The sequence below is a fragment of the Paenibacillus sp. GCM10027628 genome (genome assembly GCF_042676385.1).
In the GTDB taxonomy this organism is placed as follows: domain Bacteria; phylum Bacillota; class Bacilli; order Paenibacillales; family NBRC-103111; genus Paenibacillus_E.
Map to the genome: position 1 here is coordinate 108,351 of NZ_JBHTHA010000033.1, position 16,313 is coordinate 124,663.

Consider the following 16,313-nt stretch of genomic DNA (forward strand, 5'->3'; position numbering starts at 1 on the left):
TTCTTTTGAAAAAGTTACTTAGTACGGTTACGGTCATTTTGATGTTTGCCGGCCTCGCCACGGCTTGCGGGAAACCGGATCAAGCGGCATCGAACGGCAATACGGATAAAGCCGCAAGCACGGCGAGCAGTACGCCCGTCGCGGACAAAAAGACGGACAGCGGCCAGAAAGCCGAGATCAAATTTTTCAGCAATAACCCGGATCGCGGAAGCGGTCAAGGGAAGGCTGAGCAGCTCTTGATTGACCAGTATATGAAAGAAAATCCGAATATTAAGATTACCGTGGAAACGCTTTCTCCAGATCCGCAGTTCCAAGATAAACTGAAAATTTACAACGTTTCGGATAGTCTTCCGGAAGTGACCATGATGTGGGGAGGCGCGCGCTATCTCGGGCCTTTGGTGAAGAATAACGCCCTCGTCACCTTCACCAAGGAAGATTTTGCAGGCCAAGGCTTTATCGACGCGGCTTTTGATTCTTTTACGCTAAACAAGAAAATATACGGCATTCCTAAAAATACCGATTTCCTGGTGCTTTATGTGAATAAAAAAGTGCTCGCCGATCATGGCCTGGAGCCGCCGAAAACAGAAGCCGATCTTTTCAAAATTGCTGAGAAATTAAAAGGCTCCGATGTTGTGCCGATGGCGCTTGATGGAAGAGATTCCTGGCCGCTGGGCTTGCTGTTTGACGCCGTCGTCTCCCGTCAATCCGGCGGTTTCGACTTGTATCACAAAGCGATCGACCGTTCAGGCTCCTTCAAGGATCCGGCTGTCATTACGTCAGCGAAAAAATTGCAGGATATGGTGAAGGGCGGCTTATTCGGCGAAGGATTCCTGAATCTGGACTACGGCGCAGCCAGAAACTTATTTGGTCAAGGCAAAGCAGCCATGTACTTGATGGGTGAATGGGAGATGGGAGTATCGACCGATACGAACTTCCCGGAAGATGTCCGCAACAACATGATTGCCATTCCTTATCCGGCATCCGACGATGGCAAGAGCCCGACAACGGATCTTCTGGCATGGTTTGGCGGCGGATACAGTGTGTCCAGCAAATCGAAAAATTCCGATGAAGCCAAGAAATTCGCCATCTGGATGTTCAAGAAGGAGAACTGGGCCAAAACGGTTTGGCAAAACGGCATTACGTTCCCGGCGCAAGCTTATGACGAGTTCAACACGGGCAAGGAAACGCAAATTCAGAAGGATCTGACGAACATTCTCAAATCCGCTAAAGTGTTCAGCGGAGCGAACTCGCAAGACCGTTTCTCCGCTTCTACATCGAAGGGTTATCTGGATGCCATTACAGAATTACTGGCACTCAAATTAACGCCTGAGAAATTCGCTGAAGCCATCGACGCCATTGCTGATAAATCAAACAAAGAATTGAATCCATAATTCAATTGATTGATAAGGACCGGGAGCAAAACGGAACTGGAGGTTTTGCTCCCTCTCACAGAGAGAAATGGAAGTGGTTGAGGACATGAACAAACTTTGGATGGAGAAACGGAATATTGTTGTGTTGATCGTGCCGGGACTGGTTTTCATCCTAGGCTTGATCTTACTGCCAATTCTGGTCGCGCTTTACTTAAGCTTGACGAATTACGACGGGGTGGATTATCACTTCCTCGGACTGGATAATTACAAGGAGATTTTTTTCCACGATCCGGTATTCTGGAGTTCGCTTCGCAATGCAGTCTTGTTGGGATTAGCCTTTATCCTGCTGCAGCACCCCCTGGCCATCTTCATGGCGACCGTTACTCCTCATACCGGCAAGTGGGAACGTTTTTTACGCGTAGTCATCTTCATCCCGTCTATCATTTCGACATTCGTTACCTCACAAATGTGGGTGAGCATTTTGTCCGTTCAATACGGGCTGGTGAACCGGGTTCTGACGGACATGGGCTTGTCGTCTTGGAAACAAGACTGGTTAGGGAATCCGAATATCGCTATTTTCTCTATTATCTTCGTGGCCATGTGGCAAGGTTTTGGTTATGCCTATCTACTCTACTATGCCGGAATCAAAGGGATCCCTTCTGAGTTGTATGAGGCGGCGGTTGTAGATGGCGCCAACAAATGGCAGTACAATACGCGGGTCGTGCTTCCATTATTGTCTCCTGTCATTCGAATTAACTTTGTCCTCGCCATCGTTGCCGGATTTAAGCAGATGGAGACGGTCTTCTTAATGACCGGGGGCGGACCGGCTAACAGCACGCAATTTTTGGCGACTTATTTATATTCCAAGGCATTCCGCGACGGTTTATTCGGCTACGGAAGTGCGATTTCCGTTCTATTCGTTATCTTCTGCCTGCTCATTACATTAGTAATGAATCGCTTGCTGAAGAAAGATGTAGGTGAATTCTGATGAGGACTTTATCGAAGCCTTATACGCGTTTGGTGCAAATTTTCTTTTTTATCTGTCTGGCACTGGTCGCGATTGCGCAACTATTTCCATTAATTTGGATGATTAACTTTTCGCTCCTGAAAAGCGGGGATTTCTTCGGCAGTTATATTTTAAAATGGCCGAGTCCCTTTCAATGGAAAAATTACGCTGACGCATTCAAGCTTGGTCACGTACCTGCCTACCTGCTGAATAGTGCGATTGTTGCCGTGGTTGTTATTGCGGTGACCGTCATCGTTTCCCTGATGCTCAGCTATGTGATCGCAAGAATTGACTGGAAATGGAATAAATATTTGGCAGGCCTTGTCATGATATGCATGATCGTACCGCTGTATTCAACGCTTTTGCCGAATTTCTTCATATTCAACAAAATCAAAATAATCGATACGTATTTTGCCGTTATTCTACCGAATATTGCTTTTCTAATCCCTATAAGCGTGTTTATCTTTATCGGGTTTTTGGAAACGACGCCTCGGGCGATCGAGGAGGCAGCTGTCATTGATGGACTGAACTTGCTTGGGGTTGTCTTCCGTATCATCATTCCGATATCCAAACCGGTGATTTCGTCTGTCGCCGTTCTAGCCTTCTTAAATACCTGGAACGAATTCATTATGGCGGTCACCTTCATACGAACGGATACTTATAAGACGTTGCCTTTTTCGTTGATCCAGTTTACCGGTGAATATGCATCCAACTATGCTGCTCAGTTTGCAGTCATGACCGTGATTGCGCTGCCGTCCGTTCTACTGTATATGCTTTTCACAGAACAGATTACGAGCAGCTTGACTGCGGGGGCGGTTAAGGGCTGATCAAAATGTCCGACTAAGGTGCTGCCAGCAGCTTTAGCGAGAGCTGTCCACGAAGGCTAATGGCCGAAATGGCGGCTCTTTTTCGTTGCTATCATTTAGAATTCTTAATGAACCGGAGGTTAACTTTGTATGCAAATTCAAACCGTCAAAGGTCCAGTCGCCAAGCAGGACTTCGGTTTCTGCCATAGCCATGAACACTTGTTTCTTGCTCCCGGGCAACCTTCTTCTTTGAATCCGGCTTTGTGCATTGACGATTATCAGAGAAGCGTAGAGGAGCTGCTGCTTTTTCAAAGCTGCGGCGGCCGGGCTATTGTCGACGCCCAGCCTTTAGGCTGCGGGAGAATCGAATCATGGCTCTTGGAGGCATCGTTAGCTACGGACATTCATATCGTCGCTTCGACGGGCTTTCACAAACTGAGTTTTTACCATGATGACCACTGGATACGCAAGTACGAACAGGACCGACTTACTGACCTATTCGTACATGAACTTACGGCAGGCATGTTCCTTCGAACAGACGCTGCGGAACCGGACAACCATATGTCGGCCAAAGCGGGCGTGATCAAAACCGCTATGGACGAGGATCGGATGAACGATCCCGATAAAAGGTGGTTTCGCGCAGCTGCGTCTGCGGCGATCCGTACAGGCGCACCGATTCTTTGCCATATTGAATCGTACGCGCAGGCTGAAACGCTGGTGCATATGTATCTGGAGCTTGGCGTTCCTGCCGGGCAAATCATCATTTGTCATCTGGATCGAAAGCTGGATCAGTTGGCCTCTCATCGCAAGCTCGGGGAAATGGGCGTTTATCTGGAGTATGATACGATTGCCCGTTACAAGTACCATTCGGACGAGGAGGAAGCGCTTCTTATTCGTCAAATGATGGAGTGGGGGCTGGAGAAGCAGGTTTTACTAGGGCTGGATACCACACGAGAACGGTTGAAGAGCTACGGCGGGAAGATCGGTTTGGACTTTATTCGTGCGCATTTCATGCCGTTATTGAAACAAACCGGGATTAGGGATGAACACATCCGCCTAATGATGATTGACAACCCCGCTAACGCCTTTGCAATAAGATCAAGCTCAAGCCAAACCATAAGGCTTAACTAGGAGGCAGATACTATGGAAAAAGAACAGATTTTATCTAAAATCAAACAAGGCGGCCTTGTCGCTGTCGTAAGGGCAGACCATGAGGAACAGGCCGAGCAGATCGCATTAGCATGCATGGCAGGCGGCGTTAAGTCCATTGAAATCACTTTCACCATACCGGGAGCGGACAGGATCATCGCTTCGTTAGCCAAGAAATTCAATCCCGAGGAATTTTTGATTGGGGCGGGTACTGTACTTGACGCTGAAACCGCTAGAACAGCTATTTTGGCTGGGGCGCAATATATCGTGAGTCCTTATTTGAATGTCGATACCGTGACGCTCTGCAACCGTTATCGGGTGCCAATCATGCCCGGAGCCATGACCATTAAAGAAGTTGCCGAATGTTTGGAAGCCGGGGCGGATATCGTTAAGGTATTCCCGGGCGAGCTGTTCGGACCGGCCTTTATCAAAGCCGTCAAGGGTCCGCTGCCTCACGCCCAGCTTATGCCGACAGGCGGTGTTTCGCTCCAGAATGTGTCGCAATGGATCGAGGCAGGAGCAGTGGCGGTAGGAGTCGGAGGAAGCTTAACGGCGGGAGCAAAAACCGGTGATTACCAGGCGATTACGGATATTGCCAAAGCGTACTTGGAGCTGATCGAGAAGGCTCGATCCAAAGGATGAATCTTTACACTGCTAATTCTGGGTGATAATATTAAATCATACACGATATATAATATATGACCAATCAATTTTCGGGGGTATTTGACATGGAAGATATGAAACTTTGGTATTCCAGCGCTGCTTTGGACTGGTCGCAAGGACTTCCGATCGGTAACGGGCGAATGGGAGCCGTTATTTATGGGGGAAGCGATAAGGAAATCTGGAGCATGACAGAAGTCACTTATTGGTCAGGGCAATCAGAGCGGATCGAGAGTCATTCAAACGACAAAACCGATCTTGATCAGATGCGGCGGCATTTTTTCGCAGGGGATTACAAACGTGGAGAAGAACTAGCCCAGCGTATGCTGCAGCCTAAAAAGCAGAACTTCGGAACCAATTTGCCGTTGTGTCAACTCATTGTGCATACCGGGCATTTTGCAGATGATTTCTACCGTGAGCTGAATCTTGATAACGCTCTCATACATACTGCTTACAAAGCAAACGGGAATATTCTGAAAAGGGAAATGTTCGCCTCACACGCTGATAACATTGTGGCTTCTCGACTGTGGAGTGAGCAAACGGGTGGGGTTTCATTTTCGCTTGGATTGGAAGGCCTAACGGATCAGTTTACTAGCTGGCCGGAAGGAGACGATACGATTATCTTTAAGGGGCAAGCGACCGAAACCATGCACAGCAACGGGGAGTGCGGCGTGTTCTGTCAAGGGATGCTTAAAGTGGTGATTCAAGGTGGAACCGCTCTGGTTCAAGACGGTCAAGTTGTGGTAAGTAACGCTGACGAGGCCTGTATCTATTTTGCCGTCAATACAGATTATAGGAAAAGCGATGAGGACTGGCTTCATGCATCTGCGCGCCAATTGGAACAAGCCGTGGCTCAAGGATATGCACGCCTCAAAGAAAACCACATTGCCGATTATCGCAGCTTGTTCGCCCGGGTGAATATGGACTTAGGTCAATCAAGCTCTTCCCATCTGCCAACCGACGCAAGAATTCGGCTTCTCCAGAATGGTCAAGACGACGATCCGCAATTATTTGCATTATTTTATCAATACGGGCGATATTTAATGATTTCCGGTTCGCGGGCTGACTCCCCATTGCCATTGAATTTGCAGGGCATTTGGAATGATGGCGAAGCCAACCGTATGCAATGGAGCTGCGACTACCATATGGATATCAATACGCAAATGAATTACTATCCAACGGAAGCGAGCAATTTGGCGGAATGTCATCTTCCTTTGGTGGCTTATATGGAGCGGTTGGCGGTTGCAGGCAGAACGTCAGCGCAGCAATTTTATGGTTGCGAAGGCTGGGTGGCGCATGTATTTTCGAATGCATGGGGCTTTACAGCCCCCGGATGGGAAACTTCGTGGGGATTGAATGTGACTGGCGGCTTATGGCTTGCATCCCAGCTGCGAGAACACTATGAATTCAGCTTGAATCGCGAGTTCTTGGCTGAGCGGGCGTATCCGGTATTGAAAGAAGCGGCAGCCTTTTTTCTTGACTACATGACCATCCATCCGCAATATGGCTGGCTCGTAACAGGCCCGTCGAATTCACCGGAAAACAGCTTCTATGTAGACGACAGCGAGCACCAATTGTCGATGGGGTCTACGCTTGATCAAGTGCTCGTGCGGGACTTATTCGTCTTCTGTTTGGAAGCGGCCGAGCTGCTGGAAGTCGATTCCGAGTGGCAACAAAGGTTGAAAAACGCCATCGCTTTACTGCCCCCACTGCGTATAGGAAAGCAGGGACAATTACAGGAATGGCTTGAAGATTATGTAGAAGCTCAACCCGATCATCGGCATCTGTCCCATTTGGTCAGCTTATATCCAGGCAGTCAAATCACGTTAAGAGGAACGCCGGAGCTGAGTGCTGCCGCTAGAAGAACTTTGGAAAACCGGATGCAGCGTGAAGAGCTGGAGGATGTTGAGTTCACGGTTGCCTCCTTCGCAGCCAGCTTTGCCAGATTGCAGGATGGTGAAAATGCGTATAAACATTTAACACATCTGATCGGTCAATTGTGTTTTGATAACTTGCTGACGTATTCCAAACCGGGGATTGCCGGGGCGGAGACAAAAATATTTGTCGTGGACGGAAATTTTGGGGGTACGGCAGCCATAGCGGAAATGCTAGTGCAAAGCCATGCCGGAGAAATTCAAATGCTGCCGGCACTTCCAGAGAAGTGGCATACTGGGAAGGTTGCTGGCCTACGGGTGAAGGGTAATGCTGAAGTGAACTTGGTTTGGGAAAATGGGGATTTGGCAGAGGCCACGATCCAGGCCTTCTCAGAGTTGCCGACGTATCTCCGTTATCGGGATCAAACGGTTAGTATCGTTCTTGAGCCTGGAAATGTCTATGTCATTGACAAGGAACTGCATGTGACAAGGCGGTAAGAAGGAAAATTGTATGCTAAACAACCCAATTGTACCTAGGCGTTCATGCATGAATTCCATATAATCATCATGTGGTAAGCGCTATCATATAAGATGAGATGGATGTGCGTGAGGGTACAATTGGGGGGCTGAAGAGTTGAATACACAGGAGAAAGCGCATAAGCATGCGATTATTTATGATCGTCCGGCTGTAAACTTTTTTGAAGGGGCACTATTAGGAAACGGAGGGCTCGGTGCGGTTGTTACGACCCGGCCCGATTCGGTGCTTATTCATTTTGGACATAACAATGTATGGGATATTCGGATTGCGGAAAACCATCAGGATCAGATTGGAACCTTCAATCATGTATTTGCCAGACTGAAGGAAATCCCGGACCATTACACATCGTTAAGTGAAGATGCCTGGTACCGCGACTATGTGACCATGACAAGCGAGAATTACAACTTCCCTTATCCGCGTCCGATGCCGTGCGGGTCCTTGTTGCTGGGCTTTGACCAGCGGACTACGGAAGTGCTGGGACATTCCTTGCAGATCGATAATGGACTGTGCGAAATCCATTTCCTGGTTGAAGGGGTATCCGCCACGCTGCAAGTATTTGTCGACCAACAAACAGATCGCCTTTGGGTTGCTATGAAGGATACGAATAGGCATCCTGGATCTGTTACCTCGTTCATCAATCGATTGAAGCTTATTCCGGACCCTTCCACGCCTAAGGAAATTCCTTCGTATCGTTCTACAACCGACGCTTCTAACAAGCAGTTGGCGTTCTGCCAGACCTTGCCGTTCTCTTGCCTGGAAGAAGAGGTGCAAGCGGGTCATCCTCTTGACCGGGCATTCCGCTTAACAGCGCGAGTCTCATCATCGATTCCGGTACTGGAAAGCGGCAATGAATTGGAACTGCGCCTTGGGTCAGGTGATGGTTTTGTTGTATGTGTCCAGCTGGAAGAAGGACTTGAGTCTGTCATTAGCGAACATATAATACCTATCGATACTCCGACGAACGAGTCTTTTGCACAAGCTTTTTCGGGTTCTTCGGACAATTGGGAGGAATATTGGTCCCGCTCGGGCGTTGCTTTGGAAGATGAATTTCTGGAGCAAATCTGGTACAGGAATTTATACTTTTTCCATTGTTCCGTTAAACCTGAGGCTACTTGCCCGGGCTTGTTTGCGAATTGGAGCTATGGCAAAATCGGGGCCGATTGGCACGGCGATTACCATATGAACTATAATACGCAGCAGCCGTTTTGGCTGGCGTTTTCAAGCAACCATACAGATAAACATTTGGCTTACGTGAACATGGTCGATCATATCCTTCCGATCAGCCGAAAGTGGGCTAGGGAGTATTATGTCCTGCGCGGTGCTTATTTTCCTCATTCCGCATATCCGGTGAACATGAATGTGATGCCTTACCCGGTTCCGCACTGGGGCTGGGAAATTTGCGAAACGCCATGGACCGTGCAAAGTCTCTGGTGGCATTATTTGTCCTTGCTGAGCGTGCTTTCATGCCTATGAAAGATGCCGTACTGTTTATGGTCGATTATATGAAGCGGCCGGAAACGCATGGAGAGGCATGGGGCGATGACCGCTATCATATTTTTCCGACCGTCGTACCGGAGTTATATGAGCTAACGCCCGGCTTCAAGAAAAACAGCGATTGTATCGTCGACTTAACATTGACGAAGTTTTTGTTTCATGCCTTCACAAAAGCGTGCGAAGAGCTCGGGCGAAGCGTGGAAGAGGCTGGATTACTCGCAGAGATCCAAGATGTCCTTCATCATTTTCCGGACTATCCGACCGCGGAATCGCAGCGGGGAAACGTATTCGTTTCTGTTCCGGGCGAAGATCCGGAAGTCGTGTATAATGTGCCGAACGGCGTGGCGACCATATTTCCGGGTGAGGACCATGGTCTGCATTCGGCGCCGGAGCAATATGAAATCGCAGTAAACTCTTATCGGAATCACCGCAATGAGGGTGGCAACGATTTGGTTTTCTATCATATGGCCGGTGCCCGGTTGGGGCAACTCGATTTGGAGCGTTTTAAACGCCAAATTGCTTACTGCTTGCTGCCGAACGGAACCTGCACGGACAAATTATTGCAAACCGGCGGGAGATATTCGGATACGACGGATTTTGAATATATGAGAGGGATGGGCATTTGGTTTGAAAACTTCGCGCTGCCCGCTGTGATCAATGAGTGCTTGCTGCAAAGCTATAATGGCATCCTGCGATTTTTTCCCAACTGGTCTTTGGATAAGAAAGCTGAGTTTACCACGCTGCGTGCAGTCGGCGGTTTCCTTGTAAGCGCTAACGTTAGCCAGGGTGACATCCAATGGATTGAAATCTATAGTGAAGCGGGTTCACAGCTTCGTCTCTACAATCCATGGGAAAATGGACTAAGGTGTATACGCAGCATCGGCAGCGGGGAAGAAATATGGGACGGACATATCGTTACGATGGCAACGATGAAAGGTGAGCATATACGGTTAATACGGGCATAAATGCTGGTTGAACCTACTACAGAAGAGAAGCATTCTGAAACTTCCAACTTGGAAGGGAGAATTGCACTATGCCAAAATATTCACGGTTATTTCGAAGATTTCTGATCTCTTATATCATTATTTTGATCATACCAAGCATAGCCGGCTACATGTCGTACCGTACGGCAATCGCCGTCACGCAATCGATATCCATCGAGAATAAAGTGACGCAGCTTCAAAAGAGCCAAGAAATTTTGGAGCGGAGAATAGCTGAGGTGGAAAGTTTTACAAGACAGCTGGCTTTAAATCAAGATTTAAGTGTGCTCTTGAACGAAAAAATGGTGGATGAAAAAGCGAATGTATACGGAATATGGAAAATAACGAGAGATATTAAGGCATACAGCCAAACTAACGATTTTTTGAAACATTTTTACATTTATCTGAATAATTTTAATGTCATCCTCACACCGGGGAATGCTTATTTTCGACCTGAACACTATTATCAGACCTCACATTACAACAACCTGTCGTTGGATGAGTGGAAAAAGAACGTCTTGGAAAAAACGCACCGAAGCGAAATGATGCCGCTGAGCCCATTCATCAACAATGGCGTGCAGAGCAATGCAATCACCTTTATGCAGTCTCTCCCATTAGACAGCTTTAACGATTCCCCGCCGGCAACGGTTGTTACGATCATCGATGAACAAACCATTAACAGCCTTTTATCCGGTCAAAGGGAGGATAATGGCGGGTGGACCTATATCAGCGATGCGCGGGGTCAAACCATTAGTTTGCAGGGGATTAGTCAGCATGACATGGATCAATTGTCGGCGGATAGCCGTTTCGATAAAGAGAAGGTCAGCCAATTTTATAAAAATGACCTTGTGATCACGATCCGCTCCCAATCAACCGGCTGGGTATACAGTACGGGAATTCCACGATACGTTTTAATGGAAAATGCGAACAGAATTAAATACATTACATGGTCTGTGACCGGTGTTGCTCTGTTTATCGGGCTTTTCCTCGGATTTATGCAATCCTATAGAAATACGGTGCCGATCAATAGGCTGCTTAGCGTGATGAAGGAGCAGTTTGGCAAAGATGCAGCGGTGGGGCGTAATGAATACGATTTTTTGCAAGGGAACATGCACAATATCATTACCAATAACAAGCGTCTGGAGTCCGAGCTGAATCGTCAGCTTCCTTTGATCCAAGATGCTTTTCTGAAAAGGCTGATTGCGGGAGAATTTCAATCCAGGGAAGCGATTATTTCCGCCGCTTCTCAGGCGAATACGGGACTTAACTTGAATGCCGGATATACAGGAATCTTGCAAATCAATGGCTATTCCGGCTTGGACAGCGTTGAAATTCTCAACGAACTGAATGCCGCCAGATTGATCTTGAAGCAGATTTTACTCGATGTCAGCAGTTACATGCATGTTCATATGACCGATTTGGGCTCCGATCGTATAGTCGCCATCCTCACTCCGCAAGAGGAGGGCGAGGAAGTCGGCAAGGATGAAATCGAACGGTTGGTCGCTGCACTCGCCTATACGGCCTTTAACGAATATCGGGTTACCATTACTGCAGCACTAAGCGATTCCTTTGCTTCCGTTATGGAGATTAGCCGATCTTATGAACAAGCAAGACAGGCGTTGGAATACGCCGTGTATATGAATAGAACAGGAATCGTTTGGTTCAGCGATACAAGGATAGAGACTCAGACGTATTACTATCCCTTGGATGTGGAGCTCCGTTTAATTAGTACGATCCGAGCTGGAGATATCGATGAGGCCGAACGAATCGTTCAGTCCATGATCGAGCAAAATACACGAAACCGGGAGCTCTCCATGGTGATGAAGCTTCAGTTCATCGGGGAATTGAAAGGCACGTTGCTCAAATTGCTCGATCAAAAAGCGCTGATGGAATCCAATATGTTTGAGAAAATCAAAAATCGGATCCTCGGCATCCAAGCGCAAGAAGCCATAGAACTGATTCAGCATGAGATCAGTGAAATTATGGTGATGATGTGCGGTCTTATTACTAGTAAAAAGAACGATGTCCATATTAAAACAGTAAAGCAAATTAATGACTATATTGCAGAAATGTATAGAGATCCGGATTTGAATTTATATCGAATTGCCGAGAAAGTGGAGCGACCTGAGAAATACATCTCTCAATTGTTTAAAGAGGTGACGGGGACGAATTTATCGGATCATTTGGAAAAAGTGAGAATGGACCACGCCGCTGACTTATTAAAGCGAAACACGTATAGTGTGGATGAAATAGCCTCGCATGTCGGCTATAACAGTTCACATACGTTTCGCAGGGCCTTTAAACGGGTTATGGGCGTTTCGCCTAGCTCGTTCAGACAATCTGTAGAACAATGAATAGAGACTACGCTGGTGCGCGGGAACTCCCCCGCACAGCGAAATTAAAGCTTCTAAAGCGTGGCGAAACGATGTAAGTCGGGTACAAAAGAGACTGTCACATAAAGTAGATTTATCTACTTTTGGGTCAGCCTCTTTTTTTGTCCTGTAGAGCCGGAATGCGATAAATGGATGCTCGAAAGGGGAAAATACCCTGGTAAATCGGGTTATTTGTTCGCAAAACGACGCAATTGTACCTATACGTTGAGCGCTGTCCCCCCCTATAATCAGCCATATAGAAAGCGCTATCAAGAAATTACGAGTGGTGTATTTAGGGGGGAGTATTTTGGAAGAAGGGATTGTCATTGAACCGAATCCAGTAGTGGCTAAAGAACGGGGAGGCTTCCTCTTCACAGCAGCAAAGAGTTTAAAAAAACATTGGCAGTTGTATCTCATTGTGATACCGCCTTTATTATTTTTTCTTATTTTTAAATATTATCCGATGTTGAATGCCGTCCTGGCATTTAAGGATTATAACGTCACCAAAGGCATATGGGGAAGCCCGTGGGTGGGGTTCAAACATTTCAAATTGTTTTTCGATAACCCGCAATTCTGGACGTTAATGAAAAACACGATCTTGATTAGCGGATATTTATTAATCGCCGGGTTTCCAATCCCTATTTTGTTAGCTTTAGCTCTGAATGAAATACGCAACGGCAAGTTTAAGCGGCTGGTTCAATTGGTTTCTTTCGCTCCATACTTTATATCCACAGTCGTTATGGTATCCATCATTATGCTTTTTCTGGCGCCTAGGCTGGGCTTCGTGAATGTCGCCATGCACCATATGGGCCTGCCGCCCATCAATTTTCTCGGCGAACCCGGGATGTTCCGTTCGATCTACGTTTGGTCAGATATTTGGCAAACAGCCGGTTATTCGGCGGTCATCTTTTTGGCTGCGCTGGCCGGAGTCGATCCGGCACTTTATGAGGCGGCGAAGGTAGACGGCGCATCGCGTTTTCAGAAAATCCGTCATATCGATTTGCCTGGCATTATGCCGACGATCACCATTGTTTTCATTTTAAATGTGGGCAGCGTGATGTCCATCGGGTTTGAAAAGATCTATTTGCTGCAAAATCCGCTCAATAAAGTAAATTCCGAAATTATCGCAACTTATGTTTACCAAATTGGATTATTGAACGCTAACTATAGCTTTGCAACGGCGGTTGGTTTGTTTAATTCCATGATTAATTTGATCCTTCTCCTTGTGGTAAACATGATAGCTAAACGATTATCTGACACAAGTATTTGGTGAAATATAGGGGGGACCGAGATTGAACGCAATGAGAGCTACGATCAAGGATTCGGTTGGAGATAAGCTATTTATGATAGGTATTTATGCGGTATTAGGAATTCTATTAATCGTTGTCTTATACCCGCTCATTTATATTTTAAGCAGTTCATTCAGCAGTCCTTCGGCGGTCACATCCGGTCGGGTCTGGCTTTGGCCGGTTGAATTTTCCATAAAGGGTTATCAAAGTTTGATGGAAAATCCCAAAATCGTGACCGGCTATGCGAATTCGCTTTTTTATACGTCTGCCGGCACGATCATCAGCGTAACTCTTACGATCATGATTGCTTATCCGTTATCGCGTAAAACCTTTTTCGGCCGCAATGTGCTTATGATGCTGATTACGTTTACCATGCTGTTTAGCGGCGGGCTGATTCCTACGTACCTGGTTGTGAAGCAAATGGGGCTGATCGATACAAGATGGGCTTTGTTAATTCCAAATGCGATATGGGTATGGCAGGTCATCATTACGAGGACATTCTTTCAAGCTTCGATTCCGGGTGAACTGATTGATGCCAGCGAAATAGACGGATGCAGCGATATGAGATTTATGTGGAGTGTGGTGATTCCTTTATCCAAACCGATTCTTGCCGTACTTGTCTTGATGTATGCGGTAGGCCAATGGAATGCTTATTTCGACGCTCTTATTTATCTGAAAACCGCAAACCTGTTTCCGCTTCAGCTCGTTTTGCGCAGCATTATCATTCTCAACAACAGCTCGAATGCGACGGATGCTTTAAAGCTGGTGGAAAGACAGCAACTGGCGGAGCTTTTGAAATACGCATTGATTGTCGTGGCAACGCTCCCCGTACTGATTATTTATCCGTTTGTGCAGCGCTATTTCGTACAAGGGATGCTGGTTGGTTCCGTAAAAGGGTAGCGGGAAGAGGGAACGATACTCGCCTTGAAGAATTGAAAGGGGTGATCTCTATAGGATAATAACGAATGACATTCTTTTGCCATAGCAGACCAATTAAAAAGGGAGCGGATTCGCATGAAAAGAAGATCAATCCTCGCATTGGTTTTCGTATTGATGGTAAGTATATTTGTTGCCGCCTGTTCGAGCAACGACCAGACAGCGGCATCGTCGAAACCTTCCACAGAGCCGGCATCATCAAGTGCAGCGCAAGCGAGCAAGCCCGTAGAGATCAGTGTCTTTGCCCAGCAGGCTAACGACATTGATTTGAATACCAACCTTTTTACGAAACATTTGGAAAGCAAATTCAACGCAAAGTTTAAGTTCGAGATTATCCCGTATGACGGAGCCAAAGAAAAGCGGCAAATTTCGCTGGCGAGCGGCGACTATCCGGAAGCGTATATTTTAACAGCTTATATCGATCAATTCTCGCAAGCGGATCTTCTTAAATTCGGTAAGCAAGGCGTCTTGCTTCCATTAAATGATCTAATTAATCAGTATGCGCCGAATATTAAAGCAGCGATGGAAAAGGATGCCACGTTCAAGAACTTTATTACCGCTCCGGATGGTAATATTTATGGACTCGGCTCCTACACGCAATGTTTCCATTGCTCCTACCCGAATAAAATGTGGATTAATACGAACTGGCTGAAAAAATTGAACCTCGAAATGCCAAAAACGACCGAGGATTTCAAGAAAGTGCTTGAAGCTTTCAAGAAAAACGATCCGAACGGCAATGGCAAAGCCGATGAAGTGCCGCTTAGCGGATCGATCGAAGATTTCGGAGTGCGGGTCATTCCCTTCCTGATGAACGGGTTCATCTATGACGATGACCGTAACTATTTGAACCTTGCTAACGGGAAAGTAGATACGGTGGCCAATAAGCCGGAATGGAAGGAAGGGCTTACTTATATTAAATCCTTGTATGACGAGGGATTGATCGATCCAGGAGCGTTCACGCAAAATGCCGAAGCCTTCAAGAAAATCGGCGAAAACGCAGGCGGACAAATTCTTGGAGCGGGCGCAGGCATGCATCCTGCCATCTTCGTGAACATCGATAAGGGCAACAAGAATTCCGCTGATTATAATCCTGTACCTCCGCTTACAGGCCCTCATGGATCATTGGCTACTCATGACGGTGGAGGTCTGAGTCCGGGCGCCAAATTCGTCATTACGAACAAAGCAAGTAAGGAAGCGCAAATTACGTTGATCAAGATGGTTGATTACATGTTTACGCCAGAAGGTCAAACGAATGCTGCATCAGGTATGGAAGGTATTGACTGGAGAAAACCGAAGGAAGGCGAGGTAGCGCTCGGCAAAGGCGTTACTCCTCAGGTCGCGACGATTCCAGCCGTTGACGGGCAGCCTCCCCACAACGCCGGATGGAGCGGGATGGGTCACTTCTACCAGCCTAAGGAATACAGAGACAGCTTTGTGCAAGGGACCGATATTTACGACTCGGCTAACTATGAACGCAGATTGTACGATGCGACGCTCTTGTATCAAGGTCATGAGCCGAAGGAACTTTTCCCGATGTGGGCGATTTGGATTGACCCAACGCTCACGGATGAGGCAAGTATTTTACAAACCAACCTTAAAAACTACATTGAGCAAAGCTCGCTTCAATTTATTACCGGAAATAAGGACTTAAATAAAGATTGGGACGCTTATGTGAAAGGATTGGAGAACTTGAAACTCAGCAGGTATCTCGAAATTTTGCAGAAAGCGTATGATGCTGCCTCTTTTAAAAAGTAACGATAGTTCAAGTCAGGCCAGGCGTTTGATCCGGAGACATAAAGCACCTGGCTTTTTTTAACGCGAATTCAATGTAAAAAGGGG

General features: G+C 46.9%; 12 protein-coding genes. All 12 read left to right on the forward strand.

All coding sequences use genetic code 11. From position 1 onward, the window contains the following. The first annotated feature begins 5 nt into the window (after positions 1-5). The 12 genes from ACFQZT_RS21470 to ACFQZT_RS21525 all read left to right on the forward strand — a co-directional run bounded on the left by ACFQZT_RS21470 (position 6) and on the right by ACFQZT_RS21525 (position 16,229). Positions 6-1,391 carry an ABC transporter substrate-binding protein gene (locus ACFQZT_RS21470; RefSeq protein ID WP_379302887.1) on the forward strand — a complete coding sequence of 462 codons (1,386 nt, stop codon included), beginning with the start codon at positions 6-8 and terminating at the stop codon, positions 1,389-1,391. An 85-nt stretch (positions 1,392-1,476) separates the two neighbouring features. Beyond that, positions 1,477-2,358, forward strand: a complete 882-nt coding sequence (locus ACFQZT_RS21475; protein WP_379302888.1) for a carbohydrate ABC transporter permease — start codon at positions 1,477-1,479, stop codon at positions 2,356-2,358. Next, positions 2,358-3,203 (forward strand): carbohydrate ABC transporter permease, encoded by an 846-nt coding sequence (locus ACFQZT_RS21480; protein ID WP_379302889.1) that lies wholly within the window; start codon positions 2,358-2,360, stop codon positions 3,201-3,203. Before ACFQZT_RS21475 ends, ACFQZT_RS21480 begins: the two co-directional genes overlap by 1 nt. A gap of 129 nt (positions 3,204-3,332) precedes the next feature. Continuing rightward, positions 3,333-4,313 carry a phosphotriesterase family protein gene (locus tag ACFQZT_RS21485; RefSeq protein WP_379302890.1) on the forward strand — a complete coding sequence of 327 codons (981 nt, stop codon included), beginning with the start codon at positions 3,333-3,335 and terminating at the stop codon, positions 4,311-4,313. Positions 4,314-4,325: 12 nt separating this feature from the next. After that, on the forward strand, positions 4,326-4,973 hold the full coding sequence (locus ACFQZT_RS21490; RefSeq protein WP_379302891.1) for a bifunctional 2-keto-4-hydroxyglutarate aldolase/2-keto-3-deoxy-6-phosphogluconate aldolase: 648 nt from the start codon (positions 4,326-4,328) through the stop codon (positions 4,971-4,973). Between the two features lie 86 nt (positions 4,974-5,059). Then, positions 5,060-7,363: a glycoside hydrolase family 95 protein gene (locus ACFQZT_RS21495; protein ID WP_379302892.1), complete on the forward strand. Its 2,304-nt coding sequence runs from the start codon at positions 5,060-5,062 to the stop codon at positions 7,361-7,363. 136 nt (positions 7,364-7,499) lie between these two features. Continuing rightward, positions 7,500-8,876 (forward strand): glycosyl hydrolase family 95 catalytic domain-containing protein, encoded by a 1,377-nt coding sequence (locus ACFQZT_RS21500; RefSeq protein ID WP_379302893.1) that lies wholly within the window; start codon positions 7,500-7,502, stop codon positions 8,874-8,876. Further along, the gene (locus tag ACFQZT_RS21505) at positions 8,867-9,862 is read left to right on the forward strand and encodes a hypothetical protein (RefSeq protein WP_379302895.1); all 996 of its coding nucleotides are present in this window, start codon (positions 8,867-8,869) and stop codon (positions 9,860-9,862) included. The genes ACFQZT_RS21500 and ACFQZT_RS21505 overlap by 10 nt, the downstream gene beginning before the upstream one ends. Positions 9,863-9,930: 68 nt before the next feature. Continuing rightward, complete coding sequence (locus ACFQZT_RS21510; RefSeq protein WP_379302897.1) at positions 9,931-12,231, forward strand: helix-turn-helix domain-containing protein; 2,301 nt, start codon at positions 9,931-9,933, stop codon at positions 12,229-12,231. Between the two features lie 361 nt (positions 12,232-12,592). Beyond that, complete coding sequence (locus ACFQZT_RS21515) at positions 12,593-13,522, forward strand: ABC transporter permease (protein WP_379303199.1); 930 nt, start codon at positions 12,593-12,595, stop codon at positions 13,520-13,522. Between the two features lie 28 nt (positions 13,523-13,550). Continuing rightward, positions 13,551-14,438: a carbohydrate ABC transporter permease gene (locus tag ACFQZT_RS21520; RefSeq protein WP_379303201.1), complete on the forward strand. Its 888-nt coding sequence runs from the start codon at positions 13,551-13,553 to the stop codon at positions 14,436-14,438. Positions 14,439-14,552: 114 nt separating this feature from the next. Next, complete coding sequence (locus ACFQZT_RS21525) at positions 14,553-16,229, forward strand: extracellular solute-binding protein (RefSeq protein ID WP_379302899.1); 1,677 nt, start codon at positions 14,553-14,555, stop codon at positions 16,227-16,229. Positions 16,230-16,313 lie beyond the last annotated feature (84 nt).

Bases quoted from the DNA above. Each gene is read 5' to 3' on its own strand.
- ACFQZT_RS21475 (WP_379302888.1), top strand. From the start codon at position 1,477: ATGAACAAACTTTGGATGGAGAAACGGAATATTGTTGTGTTGATCGTG.
- ACFQZT_RS21480 (WP_379302889.1), top strand. From the start codon at position 2,358: ATGAGGACTTTATCGAAGCCTTATACGCGTTTGGTGCAAATTTTCTTT.
- ACFQZT_RS21485 (WP_379302890.1), top strand. From the start codon at position 3,333: ATGCAAATTCAAACCGTCAAAGGTCCAGTCGCCAAGCAGGACTTCGGT.
- ACFQZT_RS21490 (WP_379302891.1), top strand. From the start codon at position 4,326: ATGGAAAAAGAACAGATTTTATCTAAAATCAAACAAGGCGGCCTTGTC.
- ACFQZT_RS21495 (WP_379302892.1), top strand. From the start codon at position 5,060: ATGGAAGATATGAAACTTTGGTATTCCAGCGCTGCTTTGGACTGGTCG.
- ACFQZT_RS21505 (WP_379302895.1), top strand. From the start codon at position 8,867: ATGCCTATGAAAGATGCCGTACTGTTTATGGTCGATTATATGAAGCGG.
- ACFQZT_RS21510 (WP_379302897.1), top strand. From the start codon at position 9,931: ATGCCAAAATATTCACGGTTATTTCGAAGATTTCTGATCTCTTATATC.
- ACFQZT_RS21520 (WP_379303201.1), top strand. From the start codon at position 13,551: ATGAGAGCTACGATCAAGGATTCGGTTGGAGATAAGCTATTTATGATA.
- ACFQZT_RS21525 (WP_379302899.1), top strand. From the start codon at position 14,553: ATGAAAAGAAGATCAATCCTCGCATTGGTTTTCGTATTGATGGTAAGT.